Annotated in this window: 26 protein-coding genes and 2 tRNA genes; 18 read left to right on the forward strand and 10 right to left on the reverse strand. The window is 46.5% G+C overall.

The window, feature by feature from the left end; translation table 11 throughout:
* Positions 1-195 precede the first annotated feature (195 nt).
* The 12 genes from ACOTSW_RS12710 (at position 196) to ACOTSW_RS12765 (ending at position 9,436) form a co-directional block, all read left to right on the forward strand.
* Positions 196-468 carry an HU family DNA-binding protein gene (locus ACOTSW_RS12710; protein WP_423679449.1) on the forward strand — a complete coding sequence of 91 codons (273 nt, stop codon included), beginning with the start codon at positions 196-198 and terminating at the stop codon, positions 466-468.
* Between the two features lie 61 nt (positions 469-529).
* Positions 530-605 (forward strand) — tRNA-Val (locus ACOTSW_RS12715).
* A gap of 24 nt (positions 606-629) precedes the next feature.
* Positions 630-706, forward strand: a tRNA-Asp gene (locus ACOTSW_RS12720).
* Positions 707-792: 86 nt separating this feature from the next.
* Positions 793-2,715, forward strand: a complete 1,923-nt coding sequence (locus tag ACOTSW_RS12725) for a SurA N-terminal domain-containing protein (RefSeq protein ID WP_423679450.1) — start codon at positions 793-795, stop codon at positions 2,713-2,715.
* A 195-nt stretch (positions 2,716-2,910) separates the two neighbouring features.
* Positions 2,911-4,350 carry a cytochrome-c oxidase, cbb3-type subunit I gene (ccoN, locus tag ACOTSW_RS12730; protein ID WP_423679451.1) on the forward strand — a complete coding sequence of 480 codons (1,440 nt, stop codon included), beginning with the start codon at positions 2,911-2,913 and terminating at the stop codon, positions 4,348-4,350.
* An 18-nt stretch (positions 4,351-4,368) separates the two neighbouring features.
* Positions 4,369-4,986 carry a cytochrome-c oxidase, cbb3-type subunit II gene (gene ccoO, locus ACOTSW_RS12735; protein ID WP_423679452.1) on the forward strand — a complete coding sequence of 206 codons (618 nt, stop codon included), beginning with the start codon at positions 4,369-4,371 and terminating at the stop codon, positions 4,984-4,986.
* A gap of 41 nt (positions 4,987-5,027) precedes the next feature.
* Entirely contained in the window at positions 5,028-5,174 is a 147-nt protein-coding gene (locus ACOTSW_RS12740) for a cbb3-type cytochrome oxidase subunit 3 (RefSeq protein WP_162018315.1), read from the forward strand.
* 2 nt (positions 5,175-5,176) lie between these two features.
* Positions 5,177-6,184, forward strand: a complete 1,008-nt coding sequence (ccoP, locus tag ACOTSW_RS12745; RefSeq protein WP_423679453.1) for a cytochrome-c oxidase, cbb3-type subunit III — start codon at positions 5,177-5,179, stop codon at positions 6,182-6,184.
* A gap of 41 nt (positions 6,185-6,225) precedes the next feature.
* A complete protein-coding gene (gene ccoG / locus ACOTSW_RS12750) occupies positions 6,226-7,638 on the forward strand; it encodes a cytochrome c oxidase accessory protein CcoG (protein WP_423679454.1) in 1,413 nt (470 codons plus the stop codon).
* Positions 7,639-7,647: 9 nt separating this feature from the next.
* On the forward strand, positions 7,648-8,187 hold the full coding sequence (locus tag ACOTSW_RS12755; protein WP_423679455.1) for a FixH family protein: 540 nt from the start codon (positions 7,648-7,650) through the stop codon (positions 8,185-8,187).
* 58 nt (positions 8,188-8,245) lie between these two features.
* Positions 8,246-8,503: a hypothetical protein gene (locus ACOTSW_RS12760; RefSeq protein ID WP_423679456.1), complete on the forward strand. Its 258-nt coding sequence runs from the start codon at positions 8,246-8,248 to the stop codon at positions 8,501-8,503.
* A gap of 171 nt (positions 8,504-8,674) precedes the next feature.
* Positions 8,675-9,436: a sulfite exporter TauE/SafE family protein gene (locus tag ACOTSW_RS12765; RefSeq protein ID WP_423679457.1), complete on the forward strand. Its 762-nt coding sequence runs from the start codon at positions 8,675-8,677 to the stop codon at positions 9,434-9,436.
* Between the two features lie 25 nt (positions 9,437-9,461).
* On the opposite strand, the gene ACOTSW_RS12770 is transcribed toward ACOTSW_RS12765, so the two are convergent.
* From ACOTSW_RS12770 to trpS, 8 genes are all read right to left on the reverse strand, one after another.
* Positions 9,462-9,782: a flagellar basal body rod C-terminal domain-containing protein gene (locus ACOTSW_RS12770; RefSeq protein WP_423679458.1), complete on the reverse strand. Its 321-nt coding sequence runs from the start codon at positions 9,780-9,782 to the stop codon at positions 9,462-9,464.
* A 78-nt stretch (positions 9,783-9,860) separates the two neighbouring features.
* Positions 9,861-11,801, reverse strand: coding sequence for an MASE3 domain-containing protein (locus ACOTSW_RS12775; protein WP_423679459.1), 1,941 nt, complete (start codon positions 11,799-11,801; stop codon positions 9,861-9,863).
* A 140-nt stretch (positions 11,802-11,941) separates the two neighbouring features.
* A complete protein-coding gene (locus ACOTSW_RS12780) occupies positions 11,942-12,781 on the reverse strand; it encodes a universal stress protein (protein WP_423679460.1) in 840 nt (279 codons plus the stop codon).
* A 124-nt stretch (positions 12,782-12,905) separates the two neighbouring features.
* Positions 12,906-13,718 (reverse strand): helix-turn-helix domain-containing protein, encoded by an 813-nt coding sequence (locus ACOTSW_RS12785; protein WP_423682317.1) that lies wholly within the window; start codon positions 13,716-13,718, stop codon positions 12,906-12,908.
* 96 nt (positions 13,719-13,814) lie between these two features.
* Positions 13,815-14,219, reverse strand: a complete 405-nt coding sequence (locus tag ACOTSW_RS12790) for a response regulator (RefSeq protein ID WP_423679461.1) — start codon at positions 14,217-14,219, stop codon at positions 13,815-13,817.
* A gap of 136 nt (positions 14,220-14,355) precedes the next feature.
* A complete protein-coding gene (locus ACOTSW_RS12795) occupies positions 14,356-14,997 on the reverse strand; it encodes a response regulator (RefSeq protein ID WP_423679462.1) in 642 nt (213 codons plus the stop codon).
* A gap of 103 nt (positions 14,998-15,100) precedes the next feature.
* On the reverse strand, positions 15,101-15,556 hold the full coding sequence (locus ACOTSW_RS12800) for a universal stress protein (protein ID WP_423679463.1): 456 nt from the start codon (positions 15,554-15,556) through the stop codon (positions 15,101-15,103).
* A gap of 184 nt (positions 15,557-15,740) precedes the next feature.
* A complete protein-coding gene (gene trpS, locus ACOTSW_RS12805; RefSeq protein ID WP_186885848.1) occupies positions 15,741-16,763 on the reverse strand; it encodes a tryptophan--tRNA ligase in 1,023 nt (340 codons plus the stop codon).
* 251 nt (positions 16,764-17,014) lie between these two features.
* Here trpS and hemC point away from each other — a divergent pair, with 251 nt between their 5' ends.
* The 5 genes from hemC to ppa all read left to right on the forward strand — a co-directional run bounded on the left by hemC (position 17,015) and on the right by ppa (position 21,732).
* Positions 17,015-17,962: a hydroxymethylbilane synthase gene (gene hemC / locus ACOTSW_RS12810; protein ID WP_423679464.1), complete on the forward strand. Its 948-nt coding sequence runs from the start codon at positions 17,015-17,017 to the stop codon at positions 17,960-17,962.
* Positions 17,955-18,743, forward strand: coding sequence for a uroporphyrinogen-III synthase (locus ACOTSW_RS12815; RefSeq protein WP_423679465.1), 789 nt, complete (start codon positions 17,955-17,957; stop codon positions 18,741-18,743). The genes hemC and ACOTSW_RS12815 overlap by 8 nt, the downstream gene beginning before the upstream one ends.
* Positions 18,740-19,894 carry a uroporphyrinogen-III C-methyltransferase gene (locus ACOTSW_RS12820; RefSeq protein WP_423679466.1) on the forward strand — a complete coding sequence of 385 codons (1,155 nt, stop codon included), beginning with the start codon at positions 18,740-18,742 and terminating at the stop codon, positions 19,892-19,894. The genes ACOTSW_RS12815 and ACOTSW_RS12820 overlap by 4 nt, the downstream gene beginning before the upstream one ends.
* Before the next feature lie 3 nt (positions 19,895-19,897).
* Positions 19,898-21,094, forward strand: a complete 1,197-nt coding sequence (locus ACOTSW_RS12825) for a heme biosynthesis HemY N-terminal domain-containing protein (RefSeq protein ID WP_423679467.1) — start codon at positions 19,898-19,900, stop codon at positions 21,092-21,094.
* A 101-nt stretch (positions 21,095-21,195) separates the two neighbouring features.
* Positions 21,196-21,732: an inorganic diphosphatase gene (gene ppa / locus ACOTSW_RS12830; RefSeq protein ID WP_423679468.1), complete on the forward strand. Its 537-nt coding sequence runs from the start codon at positions 21,196-21,198 to the stop codon at positions 21,730-21,732.
* A 94-nt stretch (positions 21,733-21,826) separates the two neighbouring features.
* Here the strand turns inward: ppa and ACOTSW_RS12835 are convergent, their stop codons facing one another.
* Positions 21,827-22,831 (reverse strand): serine/threonine protein kinase, encoded by a 1,005-nt coding sequence (locus ACOTSW_RS12835; RefSeq protein WP_423679469.1) that lies wholly within the window; start codon positions 22,829-22,831, stop codon positions 21,827-21,829.
* Positions 22,832-22,904: 73 nt separating this feature from the next.
* Positions 22,905-24,065, reverse strand: a complete 1,161-nt coding sequence (locus tag ACOTSW_RS12840; protein ID WP_423679470.1) for a GNAT family N-acetyltransferase — start codon at positions 24,063-24,065, stop codon at positions 22,905-22,907.
* Between the two features lie 27 nt (positions 24,066-24,092).
* On the opposite strand from ACOTSW_RS12840, the gene ACOTSW_RS12845 reads away from it, so the two are divergent.
* Positions 24,093-25,706 (forward strand): NAD+ synthase, encoded by a 1,614-nt coding sequence (locus tag ACOTSW_RS12845; RefSeq protein WP_423679471.1) that lies wholly within the window; start codon positions 24,093-24,095, stop codon positions 25,704-25,706.
* Positions 25,707-25,715: the final 9 nt, after the last annotated feature.

Genomic DNA, 25,715 nt, shown 5'->3' on the forward strand with positions numbered 1-25,715 from the left:
TGTGCGAAATTATACTGAGTAAAGTTAAACTTAATCTTTAAGATTGTGATGAAAGCGTGTAAAACCGCTTGACACAAGGCTTTGCGGCTTGTTTTAATACCGGATGCAGATTTCCTGCTTGCCGTGATAGATGCGAGACTGAGAAACAATCGAATACATCGTCGCGAAATTCAAATTTTTGTGAGGGGGCTTTAAGTGAATAAAACTGAGTTGATCGATCATATTGCGAAAACAGCGGATATTTCAAAAGCGGCTTCTTCCCGCGCCCTGGACGCTTTGATCGGTGCGGTAAAAACAACGCTGAAGAAAAACGGTACAGTCACATTGGTTGGCTTTGGCACATTCTCTGTCGGTAAACGTGCTGCGAGAACCGGCCGCAATCCGCGTACCGGTGATGCAATTAAAATCAAGGCGGCCAAGGTCCCTAAATTTAAACCTGGCAAAGCATTGAAAGATGCTGTAAACTAATGTTTTTTCGCGGCGCTGTTTTATGCAGACTAACGGCGACGTGAATGTAAGTTTTAGGTGCGGGCGCTTAGCTCAGTTGGTAGAGCGGAGCCCTTACAAGGCTTAGGTCGGGAGTTCGAGCCTCTCAGCGCCCACCAGTAAATTTGCAATAGTAGTAAAAAGGAGTGGTAGTTCAGTTGGTTAGAATACCGGCCTGTCACGCCGGGGGTCGCGGGTTCGAGCCCCGTCCGCTCCGCCAGAAAACTGAAAAGGCGAACGAAAGTTCGCCTTTTTTTATATTTGCAATTTTGTGATTGTTATTCTTCGTCATACGATAGGTTGAACATGTTTGAATTTATTCGTACCCATCAGCGCTTAATGCAATTTTTATTGTTGCTGATCATTTTCCCTTCGTTCGCCTTTTTTGGTATCGAAAGTTATACCCGGTCGCAAGCGACTGCAGGTGCAACAGTGGCGACTGTCGCCGGGCAGGCAGTAACGCAGCAGGAACTGGATCTTGCATTGCGTGAGCAGTTGGATAAATTCCGTCAAAGTTATGGCCCTCAGTTCGATCCTAAAATGATGAATACGCCAGAAATGAAAAAAAGTGTTCTGGATGAATTGATTGCGCGTAAAGCGGTAGCTGCCGAAATTAAAAACAGCAAACTGACTGTGACCGATCAGACCTTGCAGCAACAGATTCTTGCTTTGCCGGGTCTGGTCAAGGCGGATGGTAGTTTTGATAGGGAGCGTTATCTGAATTATCTTGCCTCTCAGGGGATGACTCAGGCAGTGTTTGATCAGCGTATGCGTCAGGATCTGGCGGTTGAGCAGTTAGCGGGTGCCGTGCAGAACACGAGTTTTATTCCTAAGACTGTGGTGGATCGTATCGCGCAGATCAGTGAGCAGGAGCGTGAAGTTCAGGTGCTGAACTTTAAAGCAGCTGATTTTACTTCGCAGGTAAAAGTCACTGATGAAATGGTGAAAGCTTATTACGATAAAAATGCTGCTCAGTTTGAAATTCCTGAGTCAATCAAGGCTGAATATGTTGTCTTGAATAATGATGTATTGCAGGCGCAGGTGACTGTGTCCGATGCGGACGTGCAGGAGTTTTATAAGAGTAATGCCAAAGCTTACAGTGTTGAAGAGCAACGCCGCGCCAGCCATATTCTGATCACAGCAAAAAAAGAAGCAAGTGATGCTGAAAAAGCGAAGGCAAAAGCGAAGGCTGAGTCATTGTTAGCAGAAGTTCGCAAAAATCCTGCTTCATTCGCAAAGCTGGCAAAAGAAAATTCTCAGGATCCAGGCTCAGCAGAGCGTGGTGGTGATCTTGACTTTTTCGGTAAGGGCGCAATGGTGAAACCATTTGAGGATGCTGCATACAAGCTCAAAAAAGGTGAGATCAGTGATTTGGTGCAGTCTGATTTTGGCTTTCATATTATTCAGCTGACTGATGTAAAGCCTGCGATGGTCAAACCTCTGGAAGAGGTGCGCGCGCAGATTACTGCTGATATTAAAAAACAGAAAGCAGCAAAAGCTTATGCTGAGGCAGCGGAAACATTCGGTAACATGGTGTACGAGCAGGCGGATAGTCTGAAGCCGGTTGCGGATAAGCTCAAACTCAAAATAGAAGTGGTGGACGGATTGACGCGTGAGCCGAACAAGGCTCTTCCAGCTTCCGTGTTGACAAACAATGCTAAATTTCTGACGGCAATTTTTTCTGATGGTGCTGTGAAGAAAAAGCACAACACAGAAGCTATTGAGGTTGCACCAAATACGATGATTGCAGGTCGTATTCTCGAATACAAAGCAGCGAGCAAACGTCCGTTGGAGGAAGTCAGACCGGCGATTGTTGCAAAACTTACCCAGTCTGAGGCTGAGCTGCTCGCCGAAAAAGAAGGTAAGGCGAAGCTGGCTGCATTGAAAGCAACAGATTCAGTTAATGGATTTTCTGACGTTAAAGTTATATCTCGTGCCAAGCCACAGGATATTCCTGCACAGGCAGTTATTCAGATCATGAAGGCGGATACGCAAAAATTGCCAGCTTACGTTGGAGTTGCTCTTGGTAATGCGGGTTATAGTGTTTTCCGTATTTCCAAAGTGACAGCTGGTGTTCCCGACGCAGCAAAACGGGCTTCAGATGCGCAACAGATTGCAAGCATGCAGTCGCAGCAAGACTTGCTGGCTTACATAGAATTGTTGAAGAAGAAGGCGAAAGTCAGCGTCAATAAATCAGCAATCGCCGCATCTGCGCAAGTAATCCAGTAGTCAAAAAATTCTGACCAAAAAACGGTGCCATCACGGCGCCGTTTTTTTTGCGCAAACCGTTAATCGGCGTTATTCTTGAGGCTGTTGTGAATAGCATGAAGCAGGCGCGGATTCCGGTAATATTTGATATGTATCAATGTAGTTGTGCAGTGCGGTTGTTATTCTTTCAGTGTATTTTTACAACAGAGTGAGATCATGACGATAACTAAAGAAAACTCATACAACTATCGGGTTGTACGCCAATTTTCTGTCATGGCTGTGGTTTGGGGAATAGTCGGCATGCTTGTGGGCGTGGTGATTGCTACTCAACTGGCCTTTCCAGAATTTTTAACAGGGATACCTTGGCTTAGCTATGGGCGCTTGCGACCCTTGCATACTAATGCAGTGATTTTTGCGTTTGGCGGATGCGCGCTGATGGCGACGTCTTATTATGTAGTGCAGCGTACTTCCAATGTACGCTTGTTTTCTGATGGTCTGGCTGAGTTTACTTTCTGGGGTTGGCAACTGGTGATCGTTGCAGCTGCAGTTTCTCTGCCTTTGGGTTTCACCCAAGGTAAAGAATACGCAGAGCTGGAGTGGCCGATTGACTTGTTGATCGCCGTCGTCTGGGTTGCTTACGCGATCGTCTTCTTCGGTACGCTGGCAAAACGTAAAGTGGAACATATTTATGTCGCAAACTGGTTTTACGGCGCGTTCATTCTCGCCGTCGCAGTGTTGCATATCGTAAATAGTGCTGCACTGCCAGTGTCACTGACTAAATCCTACTCGGCTTATGCTGGTGTGCAGGATGCGATGGTTCAGTGGTGGTATGGCCATAACGCGGTGGGTTTCTTCCTGACTGCAGGCTTCCTAGGCATGATGTACTACTTCGTTCCTAAGCAAATCGAGCGTCCTGTGTATTCCTACCGCTTGTCTATCGTCCACTTTTGGGCATTGATTTTCACTTACATGTGGGCGGGTCCACATCATCTGCACTACACCGCGCTGCCTGACTGGGCACAATCCATCGGTATGGTGTTCTCCCTGATTTTGCTGGCTCCTTCATGGGGTGGTATGGTCAACGGCATTATGACTTTGTCCGGTGCCTGGAGCAAATTGCGTTCCGATCCTATCCTGCGTTTCCTGATTGTGTCTCTGTCCTTCTACGGTATGTCGACATTTGAAGGTCCTATGATGGCGATCAAAACTGTGAATGCCTTGTCGCACTATACTGACTGGACAGTTGGTCACGTTCACTCTGGCGCTTTAGGTTGGGTTGGCTTTATTTCCATCGGTAGTTTGTATTACCTGGTTCCACGTTTGTTCGGACAGACACAAATGTACAGTAAGCGTCTGATCGAGATTCATTTCTGGGTTGCGACTATCGGCGTTGTCCTGTACATCGCATCTATGTGGATCGCTGGTGTGATGCAAGGTCTGATGTGGCGTGCAGTGAATGAAGACGGAACTCTGACTTACTCTTTCGTTGAGTCTGTCAAAGCGACATTCCCATACTATGTCATCCGTTTAACAGGTGGTTTAATGTATCTGAGTGGCATGATTATCATGGCTTACAACGTTGCAAAAACACTGATGGCTGCTAAACCAGTGAATAACGCAATTCCAGCGTTGTCTGCTAATTCCGCTCATGCTTAAATCAACAGGAGAAATTTGATGCGTAATTTTACTCATGATCTGATTGAGCGTAACGTAGGTCTGCTGCTGGTGCTGACGATTCTGACGATCAGCGTTGGCGGTCTGGTTGAGATTGTTCCGCTGTTCTTTCAGAAATCGACCACGCAACCTGTTCAGGGAATGCAGCCTTATACACCGTTGCAACTGGCAGGGCGTGATATTTATCTGCGCGAAGGTTGCTACGGCTGCCATTCTCAGATGATCCGTCCTTTCCGTGCTGAGACTGAACGTTACGGACATTATTCCGTTGCAGGTGAGTCTGTCTATGATCACCCTTTCCAATGGGGTAGTAAGCGTACTGGTCCTGATCTGGCTCGCGTTGGCGGTCGTTACAGCGACAACTGGCACCGTGATCACTTGAATGATCCACGTTCGGTTGTTGTTGAATCGAATATGCCTGCGTATCCATGGTTGGCAAAAACACCTCTGGATCCGAACAGCATCGTTCCAAAAATGACTGCGATGAAGACTCTGGGGGTTCCATACACTGATGAGCAGATCAAGGCAGGTCCGGCAGATCTGGCAAACAAATCTGAACAAGATGCTTTGATCGCATATTTGCAAGTTCTTGGAACAGCGATTAAAAATAAAAACTAAAGAGTGGCTCCTTGGGTTATCACTTTTTGAAAGGGTAAATTATGAATTTCACGATCCTGAGCAGTGTGGTGACGGTGATTAGCCTGTTTGTCTTCCTGGGCATCGTCTACTGGGCGTTTAGTTCCGGTAACAAGGAGCGCTTCGAAAAACTGGCTCGCTTGCCAATTGATAATGAGAATGGAAAATAGTCATGGCAGATTTTTTTAATGAATGGTGGGGTATAGGCATCGCCGCCATCGTAGCTCTTGGCATCGTCTTCTGTGTGGTTCTGTTATGGACGCAGTCGAAAGTCAAAGTAAAGGTTGGTGCTGACGGTAAGCCTTTACCTGCGGAAACGACGGGCCACGTATGGGATGGTACTTTGATGGAGCAAAACAATCCGTTACCACAATGGTGGAAATGGTTGTTCTATCTGACAATCGTCTTCAGTATTGGCTATCTGGTTGTTTATCCAGGTTTTGGTAGCAACAAGGGTTCATTTGGATGGTCTCAGGTTGGTGCTTACGATAAAGAAATGGCAGACGGGGAAGCGCAATATGGCCCTATCTTCAATAAATATCTGGCGATGGATATCAAAGACGTCGCTAAAGATCCGCAAGCACGTGAGATTGCTCAACGTCTATTCCTGAACAATTGTGCACAATGTCATGGATCTGATGCGCAGGGCGGTAAGGGATATCCAAATCTGACAGATAACGATTGGTTGTATGGTGGTGATCCTGCTGTCATTAAGACTACCATTACTCACGGTCGTAACGGTCAGATGCCTCCGATGGGCGCAGCAGTTGGTAGTGATGATGATGTCCGTAATGTTGCTAACTATGTACTGAGTTTATCCAATTCTGCCCATGATCCTATCAAAGCAGCCTTAGGTAAGCCAAAGTTTGCCGCATGTGCTGCATGTCATGGTGCAGACGGTAAAGGAAATCAGGCTTTGGGTGCGCCGAATCTGACTGATAAAACCTGGTTGTACGGTGGTGACATTGATACGATAATGGAGACGATCAACAAAGGTAGAAATAACCTGATGCCAGCACAGGAAGCGAAACTGAGCAACGGTAAAATCCACCTGTTGGCAGCTTATGTCTGGGGTTTGTCAAATGACGCTGAAGCAGGGAAAGTATCAGATGCGGAAGCAGCAACCATCAAACAAATTGCTACTGCCGTTGTTCCTGCGGTTGAAAGCGCTGCAAAGTAAGAGCTGGAGCATTGTTTAAATAAGAAAGATGAAGTTTTAAAATGAAGCATATTCCCATTACTCCGGTGCCGACGGATGAAGTAGAGCTGGCTCTGTTTGAGGAACGTAAGAAAATATATCCTCGTACTCAAAAGGGGTGGTTTGCATCCTGGCGCTGGGTAATGGTGGCTTTTACGCAGTTGCTGTTTTACGGCACAGCGTGGCTTAACTGGAACGATCGACAAGCAGTCTTATTCGATCTTGTTGCGCGTAAGTTTTACATATTCGGAATTGTTTTCTGGCCGCAGGATTTTATTTATCTCGCGGTCTTGCTGGTGATATCAGCTCTGTCACTGTTTTTATTTACTGCAGTGGCAGGACGTTTGTTCTGTGGCTATGCTTGTCCTCAGACCGTTTACACAGAATTATTTTTATGGATAGAGCGCAAGGTCGAAGGTGATCGTAACGCGCGTATCAAACTCGATACGGGTCCATTAACTGCACGTAAATTTTCTTTAAAATTCGTCAAGCACTTTTTGTGGCTTGTTTTAAGCCTGTGGACGGGTTTTACCTTTGTCGGTTACTTCACTCCTATACGTGAATTGGCCATCTCCGTCGGCTCCTTTACGCTTGGGCCTTGGGAAACGTTCTGGTTTCTTTTCTACGGTTTTGCTACCTACGGTAACGCCGGCTGGATGCGGGAGCAAGTCTGTAAATACATGTGTCCTTACGCACGATTCCAAAGTGCGATGTTCGACAAAGATACATTGATTGTGACTTACGACAGTGCACGTGGTGAACCACGTGGTTCTCGTAACAAGAAAGTCGATTTCAAAGCGGCGGGTCTCGGTTCTTGTGTTGACTGCGGAATCTGCGTTCAGGTCTGTCCTACCGGGATAGATATTCGTAATGGTTTGCAATATGAGTGCATCGCCTGCGGTTTATGCATTGACGGCTGTGATCAGGTGATGGATAAAATGGGGTATGAGCGGGGTCTGATTCGCTATACAACTGAACATGCTCTCACAGGCAAGCTGGATAATAAAGCGATGTGGAAGCGCGTATTCCGTCTGAGAACGTTAATTTACAGCGGAATTTTAAGTTTAATTATTTTAGTGACGGCGGTATCACTGTTCTATCACGTCCCTTTAAAGGTTGATGTGATCAGGGATCGGGGTATGCCAAAAATCACTGAAAATGGCGAGATTGAAAATGTCTATCGCCTGCAAGTGATGAATACTCAGGAGTCTGCGCGACGTTATTCGGTCGAAGTAAAAGGTGTTAGCGGTGCGACGATCGTTAAAAATGCTGATATTGATGTGAAGTCAGCTGGAGCAAAAGCTGTTCCTGTACGTGTCCGTGTTCCTGCTAACGTTCTTCAGACTGGGTCAAATCGTATCTGGTTTGTGGTGAAGGACCTGGATTCGCCAGAAGTGAACGTGACTGAAAAAGCTGTATTTATTGTTCCGAGATAAGGAGTAGTCATGGACGCAATACTGGTGTCAAAAAAACGGGATAAGTGGTACAAAGAGCCGTGGTTATTGTTGGTCGCAGGCGGTCCGGCTGTTGTTGTTTGCGCGAGTATTTTTACAGGCGCTATTGCATTCCGTGGCGCTGACAAGGTCGTTGCTGAGGACTATTACAAACAAGGCTTAATGATCAATAAAGATATACAGCGAGATGCAAAAGCACGTGAACTACACCTGGGGGCAACTCTCAGTCTTGATGCCTCCGCTGGTAAATTGCGTATGCATTTAGCAGGCGATGGTAGCTTGCCGGAAACGGTGAAACTCAGCCTGGCGAACGCTGCCGAGAGTGGCTCCTCTGTCAATGAAATCGTACATCGTTTACCGATGGTGAGGGTGAGCCCCGGTATCTATGAAGGTGATTTAAAGTTAGTATCGAATATTTCTGCAAGTTCTGTTAAATTGTTTCACATTAAATTAGAAACGACTGATTGGCGACTGACCGGGGATTGGTTTGAGCCGGCACAAAAGGTGGTGCAATTAGGTACAGCAAAATAATTGCGCATCCCTATGATTCGTTGACTGATCAGTTAAATAATCACAAAAGGGGACGAGATTGGAACATCAGAATTCAGCTCACAGCAAAGCCCACTTGCGGCCAATGTTGATGATCGTGTTGTGGCCAGCGTTTTTGATGGCGTGTGCTGCAACAGGTTTGTTTTTCAGTCTCGTTGATCCCATGGAGTTGATTATTTTTGATCAGCGTCTGCAAATACACCTGACAGGGGTGTATACCATCGGTTTTTTCATGTTCTGGCTGTTAGGTATTCTGTCTAGCGGTCTGACCGCGTTGCTGGTGCAAAAAGCGCATTGAGTTCTGAATTGAGCGGGTGTCAGATTGGCAGGATGTACGTTTGCGTGGTCTGGAAGTTCAACACAAATGTGTTCTGTTAAGTGAGCCAGCTTTTTGCTGCAAACGACATAATGTGATTACCTCAGTTTCTATTCCATTTAAGAATGGAAGTTTTCAAATTTATTTATTGATATGCTGACTCTGCCTCTGATACTTGCTGCTGTAACCGCTGGTATCGCTGGAGGAGTGCATTGTGTCGGTATGTGCGGTGGTATATCGTCCATGCTCAGCCGCGCCGGAAATGGCAGACAAAAAGTAATTCCTATCAGTCGTGATGGCAATGCCGAAAGTCTGCCTCAGGTTTCGTTAAATAACAATGTCCGTTTTCAGGTTCTGCTCCAGACGGGCAGACTGACCACCTATATGATCATCGGTGCTGTGTTCGGAGGCTTGGGGGCTGCGGGTATGATTTTGAAACCATACTTTCCCATCCATCAAATCTTGTTTATTGCGGGTAATCTTGCGCTGATTATTTTGGGACTCAAAGTAACCGGAATGCGTTTGCATTTCAGCTATTTGAGCCCACATGTTTCGCGCTTACGGCAATCATTATTTTTTTGGGTGCCCCCCTTAAAACAAGGTATTCAGTATCCATTTTTTGTCGGTATGGCATGGGGATGTCTGCCTTGCGGACTACTTTGGGGGATGGCGCCTTTTGCCTTGTTGGCCGGGGACGCATTCTCAGGCGCTGTACTCATGTTGTTATTTGGCTTGAGTGCAATGCCACATCTTTTGCTGAGCCAGGGAATATTTAACGCTGTCAGTAATGTCAGGGTGCCTGCGGCTTTAAAATATACAGGTGCGTTTATACTGATAGCGATTGGCATACTCGGACTCTGGTATTCGGATATGCAGCAGATGCCAGGTTTTCTTTGTGTATTACCTGATCGCTAGCATTTGCCTGCAAAAGCATGTGCGATTATGCTTTAGTGTTAATCAGTGTTCCCAATAATTCATCAGCGGTTTTGACCATTTTTGCATTGATGTCAAAACTAGCTTTGTATTGAATAGACTGTACTATTTCTTTCGTCAGATCCGTACCACTGGTCTCTTGCGCAGCCATTCGGAAGCCCTCCTGGGTGACGCTGACAGTTACCCCATTACCTGTTTCTTGAAAGCTGACTTGCTGAGGTAGAAAACCTTGAGTTTCAGCATTCGCTACATTATGACCCGATACATCTAATGCAGTTTGATTTGCCCGCATGCCTGAAAGGCCACTGCTCAACATTGAAGATAACATCAGTTTTTTCTTCCCTTAAATATTGCCATATCTGTAGTGTATTCCGTATTTTTTACATTGCTACATATTTGACACTATTTAATCTGTCAGAGGTATTCTTATTTCCAGCGTCGTACCCTCACCCGGTGTACTCAGAACCTGAAATTCTCCATTCATCGCTTTGATTCGTTCTCTCATACCCACCAAGCCGAATGAGCTGGTTTTGCTCATATCTTCTTCAACGATTCCTTTGCCATTGTCGTTAATATTTAACTGAAGTATTTCTTCGGAGCGTTGAAATTCAATCTGGACATCGCTGGCTTCAGCATGACGTGCCACATTGGTCAATGATTCCTGAACAATACGGAAAATAGCGGTGCTTCGCGCGTCATCCAAGGTCAGTTGATCCTCATCTGCAATCAATTCACAATTAATACGATGACGATGAGAAAAATCGCGCTGTAAAGTCTGCAGCGCAAAAAAAAGCCCACCTTCATCCAGTGCCCGGGGGCGCAGATCGGTGGCGATCCGTCGCAGCGTAGTAATCGCAGTTAATATCAACTGATCCATACTATTAATGGTGGGCTTATTTCGCTCTAAAAAAGAAGGATCTCGTTGAAGTAAGGACAAATCCATTCTCAGTGCGGCAAGTAGCTGACCCAGGTCATCGTGTAACTCGCGTGCAATATGTTTACGCTCTTCTTCACGGATTGATTGCAGTGTGGCTGAGAGCTGGCTTAGCTGCTCGTGATACTTTGCCATTTTTTCTTTTGCCACTTTTCGGTCAGTAATATCTCTGAAGATGACCGTGTAATAGCGTTTCCCGTTCTCCAGCTGGTGAGCAATTGATGCCTCAATCGGAAACTCGTCGCCTGATGCCCTACATCCGGTGACATAGAAGTCTTCAAAATCAGTGCCCATTTTGCGGCGGGTGATACCTGCCTCTCCAAATTGTTGCACGTGATTTTTATGTGTCTCGCGATGGCGGGCAGGGATTAAGCGGTTGAGTGATGTTCCTATTAAATCGTTGACTTCGTAACCGAAAATCAGAGCAGCTGCCGGATTGGCCAGAATAATATCCTGCTTTTCATCGACGGTGATGATGCCATCGATGGCGGTGTCTATCATACGGCTCAGGCGCTGGCGTTCCAGTTTTAATTCTTCAGCAGATTCCGCGAGACTGTGAGTGGATGCAGCAAGGCTGGCATATGGTGTGTGGATGTTGACTGCAACCATACTGCGATAAATTGCGATCGCAGAGAATAGCTGAAACGTATGTCCGATGACGACATTGACATCACTGGTTTCGGCGTAGATTGAGAAATACACTTCAGACATTGCCATCATGATGGTGGCTAAAAACAAAGGTACTCTGTCGATATGCAAATGCTCTGCAGTCTTATCAATCTGGAAGCGTAATGCGTGTCTGTAAAATAAAACGGCAGCCAAGATATGTGCTGCAATTAATGAGGTTTCGCATGCTACTTTGAAGGACGTCTGACCCGCTCCCTGGATAAAAGTAAGAGGGATCCAATCGGGAAAAGCAAAAACCAGGATGCCCCAGCCTAATGTTGCCAGCAGGCCTGCCGTCAAAATGCCGTATGATTGCATCTGACTTATTTCTGAGTCTTCCGGATCAAAGGCAAGACCAAGTAAAGTTGTAGCAATGATGGATCTTGAAATCAGCCAGAAACTCATGGACTTGTGCATGTCGCCTGCGGTCTCGAATCCCGGCATACCCTGAAATGTGAGCGTGTGAAAAAAACCCAGTGTCGCCGTACAGAGAAATGCAACGGCCAGTATCACACTGCTTTTTTTACGCACTTCACCAAATGCATTCCAGCAAACGATAAATACCGATGCAAAGATAACGATCGTTACCGTTTCAAGAAAGGTGTGAACCGGCAGAGGTGCTGGCACAACGAATACGGAGAGACGCTCCTGATCTATCCATATAAAACAGGACAGAACGAACAGAAAACCCGCTATCCAGCGAGCCTCGGATAATCTTGAAGTTAAGGAGGTGGGTTGGGATGACATGCGACAGGATGGTAAGAGAATAATATCTGGGAATTTTAGCGCTAGACGTCAGTTTGTATTGATATCTTGTTAAAAAGAAAAGTGGCATCCATCAATGGATGCCACTATTTTCAAGGTCATGGAACTGATGCCAGTAATTATCAGTGAGACATGAATACTGGGACAGTCATACTTTCAAGAATAGTTTTAGTCACACCACCCATGATCATTTCTCTGAAGCGGGAATGTCCGTAACCGCCCATAATGATCATGTCACTATCAAGATCATGCGCTAATGACAGCAATGCGTTACCGATATCGGTCGACGTTTTGTGGACGGAAACTTCAACTTTGACACCATGTCTTGCCAGATAAAGTGCGATATCCGCACCTGGTTGTTCGCCATGAGCATCAGGCGTGGATTTAGGATTAAAAATCGCAACCTGAACAACATCTGCTTTTTTCAGCAAAGGCAATGCATCAGTAACAGCACGGGTCGCTTCTCTGCTTGCATCCCAGGAAATCAGAGGGCGTTTCGCGATGGTATTAAAATCGCCGGCGTAGGGGATGATCAGTACCGGACGTCCGGAGTTCATCAAAATATATTCGGGGAAATCCGGCAGGACAGAGGGCGAAGGCTCATCGTGGTTGGTTTGCCCGATGATCACCAGATCACTGTATCTGGCCTGAAGACCAATGCCACCGCCAGCCTCATCATTGGCAATCATACTTTCATGAGATGAAATGCCTGTTGTTTCTACTTCGCGGTTGAAATTTGCGACGGCTTTTTCAGCACGTTCTCTGAGAAAATTAAGATGTATTGTCAAGTTTGGATCACTGGCGCTGATGTTTCCGTCCTGATAAATAAAACGGGATACGCCGGTCACCGCAGTTCCGATTAAATGTGCATCTTCCGATTTCGCAATGTCTGCCGCAAATTTGATTCTTACATTGGAACGCTCTGATTCATCAACGTGCACAAGTATGGTCTTATATGTCATGTCATTGCTCCTGTTAATTATTTCTCCGCTCAGAGAGAAATAAACGCTGAGGCGAAAATTGGTAATGAATCAAAAATCGGCGTACGAATTTTTGCGCAAGTTGCCAGATTCTAACTTAAATATTTTATACGACAACTGCTGTCTCATTTCCCCATTGTGGAAGTAGTTTTTTTCCAACCATAACAGATACTTTATCACTGACTTTGTTCCGGGTTTTTGCCGGTGGCAGACGACGTAAGGTTTTCAATGCGGTCGTATCCAGCAAACAGATTTCACGTTGATCAACGCTGATCAGACCCATTTCGTTAAATGCAGAAAGCGTACGGCTGACAGTCTCTAATGTAAGACCAAGGTAGCTGCCGATTTCATGGCGCGTCATACGCAGGTTGAATGATTTTCCTGAATAACCCAGTTGACTGAAGCGATCACCCAGTGTGGTCAGAAAACGGGCAACTTTGGCTTCTGCGCTCAGTGCACTGAGCATGCCTATCATTAATTGTTCACGTACCAGTTCGCGGCTCATCACACTGAACATTGCATGTTCCAATTCAGGATAATTGCGGCCCAGATTTGCAAACGCCTTGTAGGGCAAAATAATAATGTCGCAATCAGACAAAGCAACGGCTTCGGAGGCATGCTGTTGGTTGTGGATGCCATCAATTCCGAGCAGATCACCTTTCATCGGAAAGCTCAGCACTTGTTCGTTACCGTATTCATCAATCAATACGGTTTTCAGAAATCCCGAGTTGACAACGTACAAGGCTTCAAAATTCTGACCGATTGTATGGATGCGTTGTCCGGCTTTAAAACGCACATGCTGAAATAATGCCTCTTCATCTGTTGCGTTAAGCGGCGCAGGAATATTCAACAGTTCACAGACCTGACTCAGGTCAGACCATAAATTGCCGTGGCAACGCCATCCTGCCTCATTTGACATCATTGGAAGGATCGTTTTGTTTGCTGGAATATGATGGCTGACCTGGCGGGAAGTTTGAGCAACTGTTGTCATGTGAGTCTCCTGGATAAACGAAAATTAATTAACTTGTTTCGACATATTTGGACTCTCCCAGTTGTACAGAAAATTCTGTATCTGGTTGAAGTCAGTAGATTTGTCGAGAAAACCGTCTGCACCAGCGCGCATTGCGTGCACGCGATTGTCTTCTGTTGAATGATTCGTGAGAATGACAATCTTGATCTCTGGTTTATTTTGCTTCACATCTTTCAAAAGTTGCAAGCCATTTTTATCGCCTAACTGCAAATCGAGAATCATTGCATCAGTGTCGCTATTGATAACACTGTCATAGGCAGTATCGACGTCACCGGAAACACCGATAACGTGTATGCCAGGTATTTCTTCTACGAAACGAATGAGCCGGTTCTGGATTAAAACCGAATCTTCAACGATAAATAAATTCATGGTGCTCGTGATGTAAGACATCGCTTGTTTGCTTGATGTCTATTATCACGGCTGGGCTTTTTGATTTAAATCAGGTAATGCTGATTTGACTTGTCAGATTTGCGGCTGATCTTATAGGAATATTCCTACAAAATAGTGACGAGAGGGTAGTGCAGGGTCAGGCGTTAGGAATCAGAAGATTATGGGCCACAGCATATTGGACCAGATCCGAAATATTGCTCATATTCATTTTTTGCATAATCCTCATCTTATGCGTACTGACTGTTTTTACGCTGAGGTGTAACAGGTCGCCAATTTCAGTAATTGTTTTTCCCTTGACAATATGGCTGAACACTTCAAATTCCCTGTCGGAGAGGCTGGTGTGTGGAAGATTATCGTCTGCAGGCATAGCATTCATCGCTAATTGTTCTGCGACCTCAATACTGATGTACGGCCTGCCCGAAGCGACTTTGCGTAATGCAGTCACCAATTGCGTACCTGCACTTTCTTTCGTCAGATACCCTCTGGCACCCGCTCTGATCGCACGCACAGCGTATTGCTCTTCCTCATGCATGGTAAGAATCAGGATAGGGAGCTTGGGAAATTCATCTTTGATCTGGCGAATCAGATCGACGCCGCTTCTGCCTGGCATGGAAAGATCCATGAGCAGAACATCAAACTGTGTGTTTCTGACTTTTTCCAAAGTATCAAATCCATCGACAGCTTCTGCAACTACATGAATGTCGTCGTTTCCATCAAGTATGCGCTTGAGTCCTTCGCGCATTATAGTGTGGTCATCGGCAATAAGAATTCTAATCATTGATCAGTGGTGCAGTTGGATTTTGTACAAGCTGAGTCTCAAGACTCGCACTATTGTACTGTACAACTTAATCAGTTGCTTATTGCCTGTTCCCGTCAACAGCTCAGTGTTTTTTGACTCTGTGTACCAGAACTGGAATATCACACAAGGATAAAACTTTGCTGGTTGTGCTTCCTAAAAGTAATTGTCCGACGCCACTGCGCCCGTGTGACGCGATGAAGATCAGGTCGCAGGCGTATTCTTGTGCTGTGTGCACGATTTCTTTTGCGGGAGCGTCGCTGAATTTGACTACGCTTTCGAACTCCAGCCCTTCCTTTTGTGCAGCAACTCGTGCGGGTTCCAGATAAGACTCGCCAAAGGCCCGCATTGCTGCCTGATATTCCTCTTCGGTTGGTGTGTTTGGCGGAATGATGTCGATGTAAATAGGGTACTGATAGTTTGCCGCTACAAATATGCCTACTACTTTGGCATTCACTTTTTTCGCAAACTCAATACCCGCTTGAATGCTGGCATTGGCTAGTTCCGACCCATCGGTTGGCATAAGAATTTTGCTGTACATCATTCTTCCTTTCGGTAGTGGGAGATCGAACGTTTATGATGGATGATCTGAATAAGGTCCGTTTGATTCATCACAAAACTTATGATGGTTAATCAATGTTGATACATTGTTCAGATCATATCTGTTATCGAACGCAAAAGTTTGCCATTGCCAATGGCTTGGTTAACATTCTTTTTTTGTTTAATCAGAAATGTTTTAGCCCTATCGCGGCTTTCACTTCATCGGTCGTTTTGGCTGCAATCTCCCGCGCTTTTTGGGTTCCCTCTTTGAGCATCTGCAGAACCTGGCCGCGATCTTTCGCATATTCCTCGCGACGCTCACGAATTGGTGCAAGCAGATCCTGCAAAATTCCTTCAAGTCGTGCCTTGACTACGCTGTCACCCAAGCCACCGCGTGTGTAGTGGTCTTTCATTGCTTGTAAACCGATTTTGTCTTCATCGAACGCATCCAGATAAATAAACGCAACGTTATCTTCCAGATGGCCAGGGTCGCTGACGCGCAGATGCAATGGGTCCGTATAGACGTTGCGCACTGCCGCTTTTATCTCTGCCGGACTGGCGCCGAGGTTGATTGTATTTCCCAGGGATTTACTCATTTTGGCTTTTCCGTCGATACCCGGCAAACGACCGATCTCTGGTACCAGTGCCTGACACTCAACCAGAATGTCTTTCTTCGCCAGACGATTGAAGCGGCGAACGATTTCGTTTGTCTGTTCAATCATAGGAATCTGGTCTTCACCTACAGGTACCAGGCTTGCTTTGAATGCAGTAATATCAGCGGCCTGACTGACCGGGTATGTCAGAAATCCAGCAGGAATGTCGCGCTCAAAATTACGCAGGATGATCTCTTGTTTGATCGTTGGATTGCGTTCCAGGCGGGCAACTGAAACCAGGTTCAGATAGTAGAAGGTTAGCTCTGTCAGTTCGGGAATTTGCGACTGAATGAAGATCGTGGATTTGGTGGGGTCAATGCCGACGGCGAGGTAATCCAGCGCAACCTCAAGTACGTTGTCATGAACTTTGGCCGGATTGTCCATATTGTCCGTTAATGCCTGCGCATCGGCGAGCATGATGTACTGCTGATATTGATGTTGATATTTGACGCGATTGCGCAGGCTGCCGACAAAATGTCCCAAATGGAGCGGACCGGTAGGGCGGTCGCCAGTCAGAATGGTGTGGTTTTTATTTTCAGTTGTACTTGCTTGCATAAAAATTCCGTTGTTTACGTGCGTAAAAAAATGCCGCTCAATTGTGGCGGCATTTTTAATATGTGCGTCTAATCAAGGCGTTATGATGCCGTCACCGCCGATTATGTGTCAAGTTTGCTTGGATTGATCAAAAAGTCTGCAAATTTTCAATAGTTTAACCGACGAAATCATGATTTCTGAATGGTAAAATTCGGCACACTCGATTTACCAGATGACATCTGATTGCCTGAATATTTAGAAAGAAAATTATTTTGACTGCAGTTTCTCCCAAAAAATTGGTCATTGCTTCCAGAGAGAGCCGGTTGGCAATGTGGCAGGCTGAACATGTGCGTGACCAGTTGTTAACTTTATACCCCGAGTGTCAGGTCGATATTCTTGGAATGACGACCCGCGGGGACCAGATTTTAGATCGTGCTTTGTCGAAAGTCGGCGGGAAGGGGTTGTTTGTTAAAGAGTTGGAAGTGGCGATGGCTGAAGGGCGTGCCGATCTGGCAGTCCACTCTCTTAAAGACGTTCCTATGGAATTGCCAGATGGTTTCACTTTGGCTGCGATTTTAGAGCGTGAAGATCCGCGCGATGCTTTTGTTTCCAACGATTATGACTGCCTTAGTAGCTTGCCCGATGGCGCCGTCGTTGGCACCAGCAGCCTGCGGCGTCAGGCCTTCATTTCAGCCCGTTTCCCGCATTTAGTGATTCGCCCTTTGCGGGGAAATCTTGATACACGCTTACGCAAGCTTGATGAAGGCGAATACGCTGCAATCATACTCGCTGCAGCAGGATTAAAGCGGCTCGGACTACCGCAACGGATACGCGGATTTCTGGAGCCGGAAGCCAGCTTACCCGCAGCGGGGCAGGGAGCTATGGCGATAGAAGTGTCTGACTCGCGCCCTGATTTACTTGAGTTGCTTGCCCCGTTGAATCATTTGGCAACGTCACAGTCAGTTATTGCTGAACGAACAGTATCGAGGGTTTTTGGCGGAAGTTGCCAGATACCGTTAGCGGCGTTTGCAACCGTCGCCGATCACAAAATGCATTTGCGCGGTATGGTCGCTACGCCTGATGGTCAGAGAGTAGCCAGTGCTGAGGTATTCGGTGATGCCTCAAACCCTGCAGCACTCGGTTTGCAACTGGCGCAGGCTTTGTCTGCCCAAGATGCCGAGGGCATTCTGGCTTTATGTAAAGCGCAGATTGTTGAGTAAATTGCGCATGTCTGTCAGGAACGTGATCGTTACGCGCCCGTTGGCGCAGGCTCAGGAGTTTGTAGCGAAAGTTAATGCAATTTCGCGTTCTTGCCAGTTATTTCCGCTCCTTGAAATACATCCACTGGAAGATCAGTCGGAGATCATCGATGTTGTCGCTCACCTCAGCCATTACGCATTGGTTGTCTTTGTAAGCCCGAATGCCATCGACGCATTTTTTTCTCATGTCAGGCAATGGCCATCGCAGCTTCCGATTGGTGTCGTAGGGGAGGGGAGCAGACTTGCATTAGCACGCCATGGGGTGAATTCTGATAATTCGACGATCATCTGCCCTTCTGATAAATTAAAAACAGATTCCGAAGCGCTTGCGGCGGAGATTGATTTTGCTGCGTTGGCTGGTAAGCAGGTATTGTTGGTGAGAGGAACAACGGGCAGGGAGTTTTTAGCCGATGCTTTTCGTTCACGTGGTGTCAGTGTGAAGCAATTGGCTGCTTACCGGCGGAGTGCTCCTGAATTCAGCATTTCGGTGCGGACGCAATTAGATGCATTGCTTCAGTCCGACAATGACTGGGTAATCACTAGTTCTGAAGCATTGCGAACCCTTATTCTCTGGTGCGGGCAATTATCGGGTGACAATGCCGTGGCAAAAATCCAACATCAACATCTTATCGTTCCCCACGTCCGTATTGCCGAAACGGCGCAGGTACTGGGGTTTCATTCCATCACTTTAACCGCGTCAGGCGACGAACAGGTGCTTGTCGCGTTACAATCCAGCGTATGAATGAACAGCAAACAAATACAGGGGGTTCTTTGCCATCCCAAAGCCCTGATCAATCCATAGCCGCGACCGCGGCTAATGCGCTTCCTGCTCAATCGGCAGGTAATTGGACGCATCCTTCGTTTCTGATTTCCGGCATCCTGGCTGTATTGCTGGCCGCACAATGGTGGTCTTCGCAAAATCAGATCAGTGTCCTGAAAGAAGAGGTCGCGCGACGTTTATTGAGTGCCGACACCACCAGCAATGAGACGAAGTTGCTGGCAAAAAATGTACAGGAAACGACAAAAGAAATTCAGGCCAAAGTGCTTTTGATTGAGAGCAAACAAATGGAGTCTCAAAGCCAGCAACTGGCTTTGGAGCAGCTATATCAGGATCTGTCAAAAAACCGAGATGAGTGGGCTTTGGCTGAAATTGAGCAGGTACTGGCTACCGCCAGTCAGCAATTGCAGTTGGCTGGTAACGTCCAGGGAGCGTTAATTGCATTGCAGAATGCAGACGGGCGTCTGGCCAAATCCGATAAACCCCAGTTCATTACGATCAGAAGAGCGATCGCCAAAGATATTGACCGTCTGAAATCTTTGCCGGCACTGGATCTACCCGGAATAGCATTACGCCTTGATAGCGTCATCACGCAAGTGGATCATATTCCTTTGTGGGCTGATGAAAAATCGGTGGTTTCCCCGACTCCGCCAAAAGCACCGTTGAGAATTATCTCTAAAGGCCAGCGTGCGCCAAAACAGGATAAAAAAGTAGCAGAAGCGGAAGAAATTACTTTGTCTATGCGTTTGCAGGATGCCTGGCAGAGTTTTTCAAGTGAGATGTGGGGGGAATTGAAGCAACTGATTCGTGTGCGCAATGTGGAAACACCGGATGCATTATTGTTGACGCCTTCTCAATCGTATTTTGCGCGCGAAAATCTGAAGTTGCGTCTGTTGAATGCACGACTCGCTTTGCTGGCCAGAAATGAGAGTGTGTTCCGTAGTGATCTGGTTTCGGCGCAAGATGCAATTTCAAAGTATTTCGACACCAGAGCAAAACAGACGCAGAATGCACAAGCCTTATTGCGTCAGGTACAGGGCAGTAATTTGTCGATAGAGATGCCAAATCTGTCAGAAAGTTTAAATGCAGTACGCAACTACAAAGTGAAGCCTTAACGTATGCGAATTTTTATCCGGCTTCTGATTCTGTTCTCTCTTGCCGTTGGACTGGCGATAGGCGCGCGTTTCAATCCAGGAAACGTCGTGCTGTTTTATCCTCCATACAGAATTGATTTATCGTTAAATTTATTTCTCTTTCTGGTCGCACTGCTGTTCCTGGTCCTTTACGTTATTCTCGGAGCGATAGTCACCACTCGCAAGATGCCGAAGAAAGTTGCAGCTTACCGGCAGCAAAAGCGTGAGCGTGATGGTAACAAGGCATTGAGAGAGTCGCTTAAAACCTTATTCGAAGGACGTTTCGGATATGCTGAAAAAGCGGCGATTCGTGCCGCCGAATTGCCGGATAACGCTGGTGTTGCTGCCTTGATTGGTGCGCGGGCAGCGCATCACATGGGGCAATTTGAACGCAGGGATCTGTGGCTGGCAGGAATCGAGGCAGACAACAATTATAAAGTCGCCAGACTGGTCAGTGCGACCGAGCTGCTGGTGGATCAGCATCAGTCAGATAAGGCGCTGGAGGCTGTCAAGGAGCTGCATGCCAATGGTAGCCGCCATATTCAGGTGTTGCGCTGGGCTTTAAAAGCAAATCAGCAAGCGCAGAAATGGGCTGATGTCCTGAAACTGGTTCGTACACTCGATAAACATCATGCGCTCCATCCAGCGCTCTCAAAAAGGCTGAAGGAATTGGCCTACGAGGATTTGTTGAAGGGGCATGAGCACGACGCTGAGTCTTTGCGTCGTGTCTGGTTTGATATTCCTGCAAATGACAGGAAATCGGCCTTTATCGCTTATCAGGCTGCGAATGCGTTTAATGCCCGAGGTTTGTTTGACGAGGCGCGCTCGATTGTTGAGAAGTCTCTGGCAGAGGAGTGGGATGAGCGTTTGCTGCGTGCATACCGTGATGCAGCGGCAGCCGAAGGGTCGGCTGCCTTGTTGTCGCAGATTGAACATTGCGAAAGATGGTCTCTGAATCATCCTACCGATCCGGAACTGGCGTTGACGCTTGGTGTACTTTGCCTCCGTCAGAAATTATGGGGCAAGGCGCAGCGTCATATGGAGCAAGCGTTGTCTGACGCGGTTTCTGCCCGTACAGTGACTGAATCGAATCTGAAACTGGCGCAGCTGCATGAGGCGCTCGGACAGGACGAAGAGGCGGCTTATCATTACAGGCAATGTGCAATCGCAACAACACTGTAAATTGACGGTCTTGTCTTTTGCGTTGCACAAATCCATCGATAAAACCGATATAATTTTGTCCGGTAAATTGACTTTATTGATATCTATTAAGAAAGAGTGACATGAGCTTGAATAACGTACCAGCAGGTCGTGATCTGCCAAATGACTTTAACGTCATCATTGAAATTCCTATGAATGCAGATCCGATTAAATACGAGGTTGATAAAGAAACCGGCGCTATTTTTGTTGATCGTTTCATGGGTACGGCAATGCACTACCCATGCAACTACGGATATGTTCCGCAGACTATCGCTGGTGATGGTGACCCGGTTGATGTTTTGGTGATTACACCGTTTCCTTTGATTCCTGGTGTCGTTGTTCGCTGCCGTGCAATTGGTGTCCTGCAAATGACTGACGAAGGTGGTCAGGATGCGAAAGTGTTAGCAGTTCCTGTTGACAAAATTTTACCGATTTACACACATTGGCAAAAACCTGAAGATTTGAATGAACTGCGCCTGAAACAGATTCAACATTTTTTTGAGCACTACAAAGATCTTGAAAAAGGTAAATGGGTCAAAGTTGAAGGTTGGGCTGGCCCGGATGAGGCGAAAAAAGAAATTCTTGATGGTGTGGAGAATTTCAAAAAAGCTCAGAAATAAGCAAGTTTCTCTAAGAAAAACGCGGCCCCAATAGCCGCGTTTTTTATTCAGGTTGAACTGCGTTTCGCTGACGTTTGTAATGTCAATTTACAGGTTAAAGACCGGCGCGTGGCAGATTGACCATGACTGCAAAAGCGAGTGCAATCAGGATCGCTGCCAGGCTGAACCAGAGAAGAGGAGTGCTCTCTGTGCGGATATTCTTTTGCGCACTTTCCTGATTGATTTTACCTCTTTTGCGCTTCAGTCTTTTATCGCGATCAAGGACTTTTTGTAAATCGTCCGACATCTCTCGAGCAGTCTGGTAGCGATGACTCAACTCTTTTTGCATGGCTTTCATGACGATTCTTGAGAGTGACTCAGGGATACCGGGATTGATTTCGGACGGTGCCTTCGGCGTTTTGTAGGCAATTTGATGCAACAGCTTATCAATGTCGTTGCTTTGAAATGGCTTTTGCATCGTCAGCATTTCATACATGACCGCACCAAGCGAATAGATATCAGTCTGTGCATTCACTGGTTTTCCCATTGCCTGTTCCGGAGACATGTAGTTGGGCGTACCGAGAATGTTGTTGTTGAATAGTGTGACATTTGCTGGCTGATTTTCGTCCAGCAGACGATTGGGGGCGCGGGCAATGCCAAAATCGACCACTTTAGGCTGATTGTTGGTCAATATGAAAATGTTGCCGGGTTTAATATCGCGGTGAATGACGGATTTCTCATGTGCATAGGCAAGGGCGTCGGCAATTCTCTGAATGATATCTGTGGTTTCTATAAAGTCGAAAGTCCGGCCCGCAGCCAGCATCATTTTTAAGTCTTGCCCTCCGAGAAATTCCATCGCGATAAATGTCGTTCCTCCTTCACTGGAGGCATCAAAGATCGTCACAATATTCGGATGAGAAAGTCTGCCGGCAGCCCGTGCTTCATTAATGAATTGTTGCTCGCGTTGTTTTTTGTCTGCCGCGTTACCACTGGCATTGAGTATTTTGATGGCAACGTCTCGGTCTATGACCGGATCATGACCGCGAAAGACGGTGCCGTTCGATCCTGTACCCAGTTTTTCTGTGAGATAGAAGCGACCTGCTCGTTTGTGCATGTTCATCGCATTATCCGGAGTATTTTGTATTATTTTATTTTGTTGCATTTCAGCAGCATGCCTTGAAGCATATTAAATTTCAAGTGGCTTGTTTGTATGGGGTATGTTCGTTTAAATCGTCCAGATAAAGTTCGATTCCATTCGTTTCTCGTTGCAGAAAATGAGCGACGGCATTGCTGAATTCGGGATGAGTTAAAAAATGTGCTGAACCAGTTTTCTGGGGGAGAAATCCTCTTGCCATTTTGTGCTCCCCCTGAGCTCCGCCTTCAAATGTCTGAATATGATGTCGTATGCAAAACTCGATCGCCTGGTAATACGCTGTTTCAAAATGCAGGCAGGGATAATGCTCAACACAACCCCAATAGCGACCATAAACTTTATTGCTGCTGAATATTAAGAGCGAAGCCGCAATTTTTCTTCCATCTTTTATCGCGAAAATAAGATGTATGTGCTGCGGCATCGTGCGACCAATCTGCGTGAAAAATTCAAGGTTCAGATAAGGTTTTGAATGATGGTTTTCATATGTGGCATCGTAACAGCGTTTAAAAAACAGCCAGTCGTCAGCATTGGCATCCTTCCCTTGTACATGTGAGAAGGCAATACCGAGTTCTTGTATTTTCTTTCGTTCGGCACGAATGTTTTTACGCTTTTTCTTGCTGAGCGTATTCAGAAACCCGTTGAAGTCAGAGTATTGATCATTTTGCCAATGAAATTGTACCCCCGCTCTGATCATAAAGCCCGCATTTTTCAGCTGGATTATTTGATTTTCATCAGGAAATAAGATGTGACAGGAGGAAAAATTCCCTGACCGCGTTATTTTTTTCAAGTTTTCCAGTAACAGATTTCTGACAATATCGTCGCTTGCAATGATTCTGCTTCCTGTCACAGGAGTGAATGGAATCGCTGACAGCAGTTTGGGATAGTACTGTAAGCCATGCTGCCGGTAGGCATCCGCCCATGACCAGTCAAAGACATATTCGCCATAGGAATGCATCTTCTGATAAAGCGGACATGCGCCGACCAAGGTTTTATCTTGCCATATGGTTAAAAAATAAGGAGCCCAGCCAGTTTTTGCCGCGGCAGATCCTGACGTATGCAACGCGTCTAAAAAGGCATACGAGAGAAAGGGATTCGTGGACGGATCGGATTTCAGTAAATTGTCCCACTGTTCTTGTCCAATATCAGAGAGAGAACTTGCAAAGCCCATGCGATAATACTGGCTGATAGAAACTAATTCCATTTTTTGATTTTTTCAAATTGCACGATTATGACGATTAAAGTTGCCATTGCTCAGATGAATAGTACGGTCGGGGATCTGGCCGGTAATGCTGCGCAAATAGTAGATTATGTCCGGCAGGCAGCTGAGCAGGGAGCAGATATTGTTGTAACACCGGAATTGTCTCTGGTGGGTTACCCTCCTGAGGATCTGCTGTTAAGAAGCGGGTTTTACCTGCAAACTCAGCGTGTGTTGTCCGATCTGACTGCGCAACTTGCTGCATTCAAAGATATTCATGTATTGGTCGGGCATCCTGAAGCGAAAGATGGTCAACATTTTAATGCGGTTTCCATTTTGCTGAACGGCAGCGTTATCCGATCTTACTTTAAGCGCAATCTGCCTAATGATATGGTGTTCGATGAGGTCAGGTATTTTTCTCCTGGTTCTGCTGCATGCGTATTTAACGTCAAGGGCGTGCGTTTCGGCATCAATATCTGTGAAGATACCTGGTTTAAAGAGGCACCTCTGGCTGCCAGAAATGCCGGGGCACAGGTGTTACTGGTACCGAACGGCTCGCCATTTCACATTGATAAGCAGCAGCAACGCCTTGACGTCATGCGTGCAAATGTCAGCTCTGCAGGCATGTCATTAGTTTATGCCAATTTATTGGGTGGCCAGGATGAACTGATTTTTGATGGCAATTCCTTTGTCCTCGATCAGCAGGGAGAACTTGTTGCCCAGTTACCCCATTGCGATACTGCTTTACAAGTGATTGAATTTGACGGTCCGCAGCCGCTATCTCAGCCTTTGCCAGAGTTGGGAACGACAGAATCTCAGGTCTATCATGCCCTGGTACTTGGTGTGCGTGATTATGTGGCAAAAAATGGATTTCCGGGTGTATTGCTTGGGCTGTCGGGCGGTGTCGACTCGGCTCTGACGCTGGCGGTTGCCGTTGACGCTCTGGGTGCAGAAAAGGTCAGGGCAATCATGATGCCTTCTCCCTATACCGCAGAGATATCGCTGCTTGATTCGCGGGATATGGTTGAACGCCTTGCTGTGCGTTACGATGAAATTTCCATTGGCGCCTGTTTTGACGCTTTCAGAGTCACCCTGAGTACAGAGTTCGCAGGCTTAAAAGAAGATACGACTGAGGAAAATATTCAGGCGCGGATACGCGGAACGATGCTGATGGCTTTATCGAATAAATACGGCTCCATCGTACTGACGACTGGTAATAAGAGTGAAATGGCAGTCGGTTATTGCACTTTGTACGGTGATATGGCTGGTGGTTTTGCTGTAATCAAGGATATACCTAAAACACTGGTATACCGCTTATGCGCATACAGAAACAGTATCACCGACATTATTCCGGAACGTATTCTGACACGGCCACCTTCGGCCGAACTGCGTCCTGATCAGACCGACCAGGATTCCTTGCCGCCGTATGAAATACTTGACGGCATCATGCAGTTATACATGGAGCAAAACAAATCCCGCGCAGATATTATTGCAGCAGGATATCGCGAAGAGGATGTTGAACGAATCACCCGTTTGATTAAAATAAATGAATATAAACGTCGCCAGGCGCCTATCGGTGTGCGGATTACGCACCGGGCGTTTGGCCGCGACTGGCGCTACCCGATCACCTCAAAATTCAGAGACTAAAAAAGGAAA

Source organism: Undibacterium sp. WLHG33 (genome assembly GCF_049544815.1).
Classification (GTDB): Bacteria; Pseudomonadota; Gammaproteobacteria; order Burkholderiales; family Burkholderiaceae_D; genus Undibacterium.

Bases quoted from the DNA above. Each gene is read 5' to 3' on its own strand.
- ACOTSW_RS12725 (WP_423679450.1), top strand. From the start codon at position 793: ATGTTTGAATTTATTCGTACCCATCAGCGCTTAATGCAATTTTTATTG.
- ccoN (WP_423679451.1), top strand. From the start codon at position 2,911: ATGACGATAACTAAAGAAAACTCATACAACTATCGGGTTGTACGCCAA.
- ccoO (WP_423679452.1), top strand. From the start codon at position 4,369: ATGCGTAATTTTACTCATGATCTGATTGAGCGTAACGTAGGTCTGCTG.
- ACOTSW_RS12740 (WP_162018315.1), top strand. From the start codon at position 5,028: ATGAATTTCACGATCCTGAGCAGTGTGGTGACGGTGATTAGCCTGTTT.
- ccoP (WP_423679453.1), top strand. From the start codon at position 5,177: ATGGCAGATTTTTTTAATGAATGGTGGGGTATAGGCATCGCCGCCATC.
- ccoG (WP_423679454.1), top strand. From the start codon at position 6,226: ATGAAGCATATTCCCATTACTCCGGTGCCGACGGATGAAGTAGAGCTG.
- ACOTSW_RS12755 (WP_423679455.1), top strand. From the start codon at position 7,648: ATGGACGCAATACTGGTGTCAAAAAAACGGGATAAGTGGTACAAAGAG.
- ACOTSW_RS12765 (WP_423679457.1), top strand. From the start codon at position 8,675: ATGCTGACTCTGCCTCTGATACTTGCTGCTGTAACCGCTGGTATCGCT.
- ACOTSW_RS12770 (WP_423679458.1), bottom strand. From the start codon at position 9,782: ATGTTATCTTCAATGTTGAGCAGTGGCCTTTCAGGCATGCGGGCAAAT.
- ACOTSW_RS12775 (WP_423679459.1), bottom strand. From the start codon at position 11,801: ATGTCATCCCAACCCACCTCCTTAACTTCAAGATTATCCGAGGCTCGC.
- ACOTSW_RS12780 (WP_423679460.1), bottom strand. From the start codon at position 12,781: ATGACATATAAGACCATACTTGTGCACGTTGATGAATCAGAGCGTTCC.
- ACOTSW_RS12785 (WP_423682317.1), bottom strand. From the start codon at position 13,718: ATGTCAAATGAGGCAGGATGGCGTTGCCACGGCAATTTATGGTCTGAC.
- ACOTSW_RS12790 (WP_423679461.1), bottom strand. From the start codon at position 14,219: ATGTCTTACATCACGAGCACCATGAATTTATTTATCGTTGAAGATTCG.
- ACOTSW_RS12795 (WP_423679462.1), bottom strand. From the start codon at position 14,997: ATGATTAGAATTCTTATTGCCGATGACCACACTATAATGCGCGAAGGA.
- ACOTSW_RS12800 (WP_423679463.1), bottom strand. From the start codon at position 15,556: ATGTACAGCAAAATTCTTATGCCAACCGATGGGTCGGAACTAGCCAAT.
- trpS (WP_186885848.1), bottom strand. From the start codon at position 16,763: ATGCAAGCAAGTACAACTGAAAATAAAAACCACACCATTCTGACTGGC.
- ACOTSW_RS12820 (WP_423679466.1), top strand. From the start codon at position 18,740: ATGAATGAACAGCAAACAAATACAGGGGGTTCTTTGCCATCCCAAAGC.
- ACOTSW_RS12825 (WP_423679467.1), top strand. From the start codon at position 19,898: ATGCGAATTTTTATCCGGCTTCTGATTCTGTTCTCTCTTGCCGTTGGA.
- ppa (WP_423679468.1), top strand. From the start codon at position 21,196: ATGAGCTTGAATAACGTACCAGCAGGTCGTGATCTGCCAAATGACTTT.
- ACOTSW_RS12835 (WP_423679469.1), bottom strand. From the start codon at position 22,831: ATGAACATGCACAAACGAGCAGGTCGCTTCTATCTCACAGAAAAACTG.
- ACOTSW_RS12840 (WP_423679470.1), bottom strand. From the start codon at position 24,065: ATGGAATTAGTTTCTATCAGCCAGTATTATCGCATGGGCTTTGCAAGT.
- ACOTSW_RS12845 (WP_423679471.1), top strand. From the start codon at position 24,093: ATGACGATTAAAGTTGCCATTGCTCAGATGAATAGTACGGTCGGGGAT.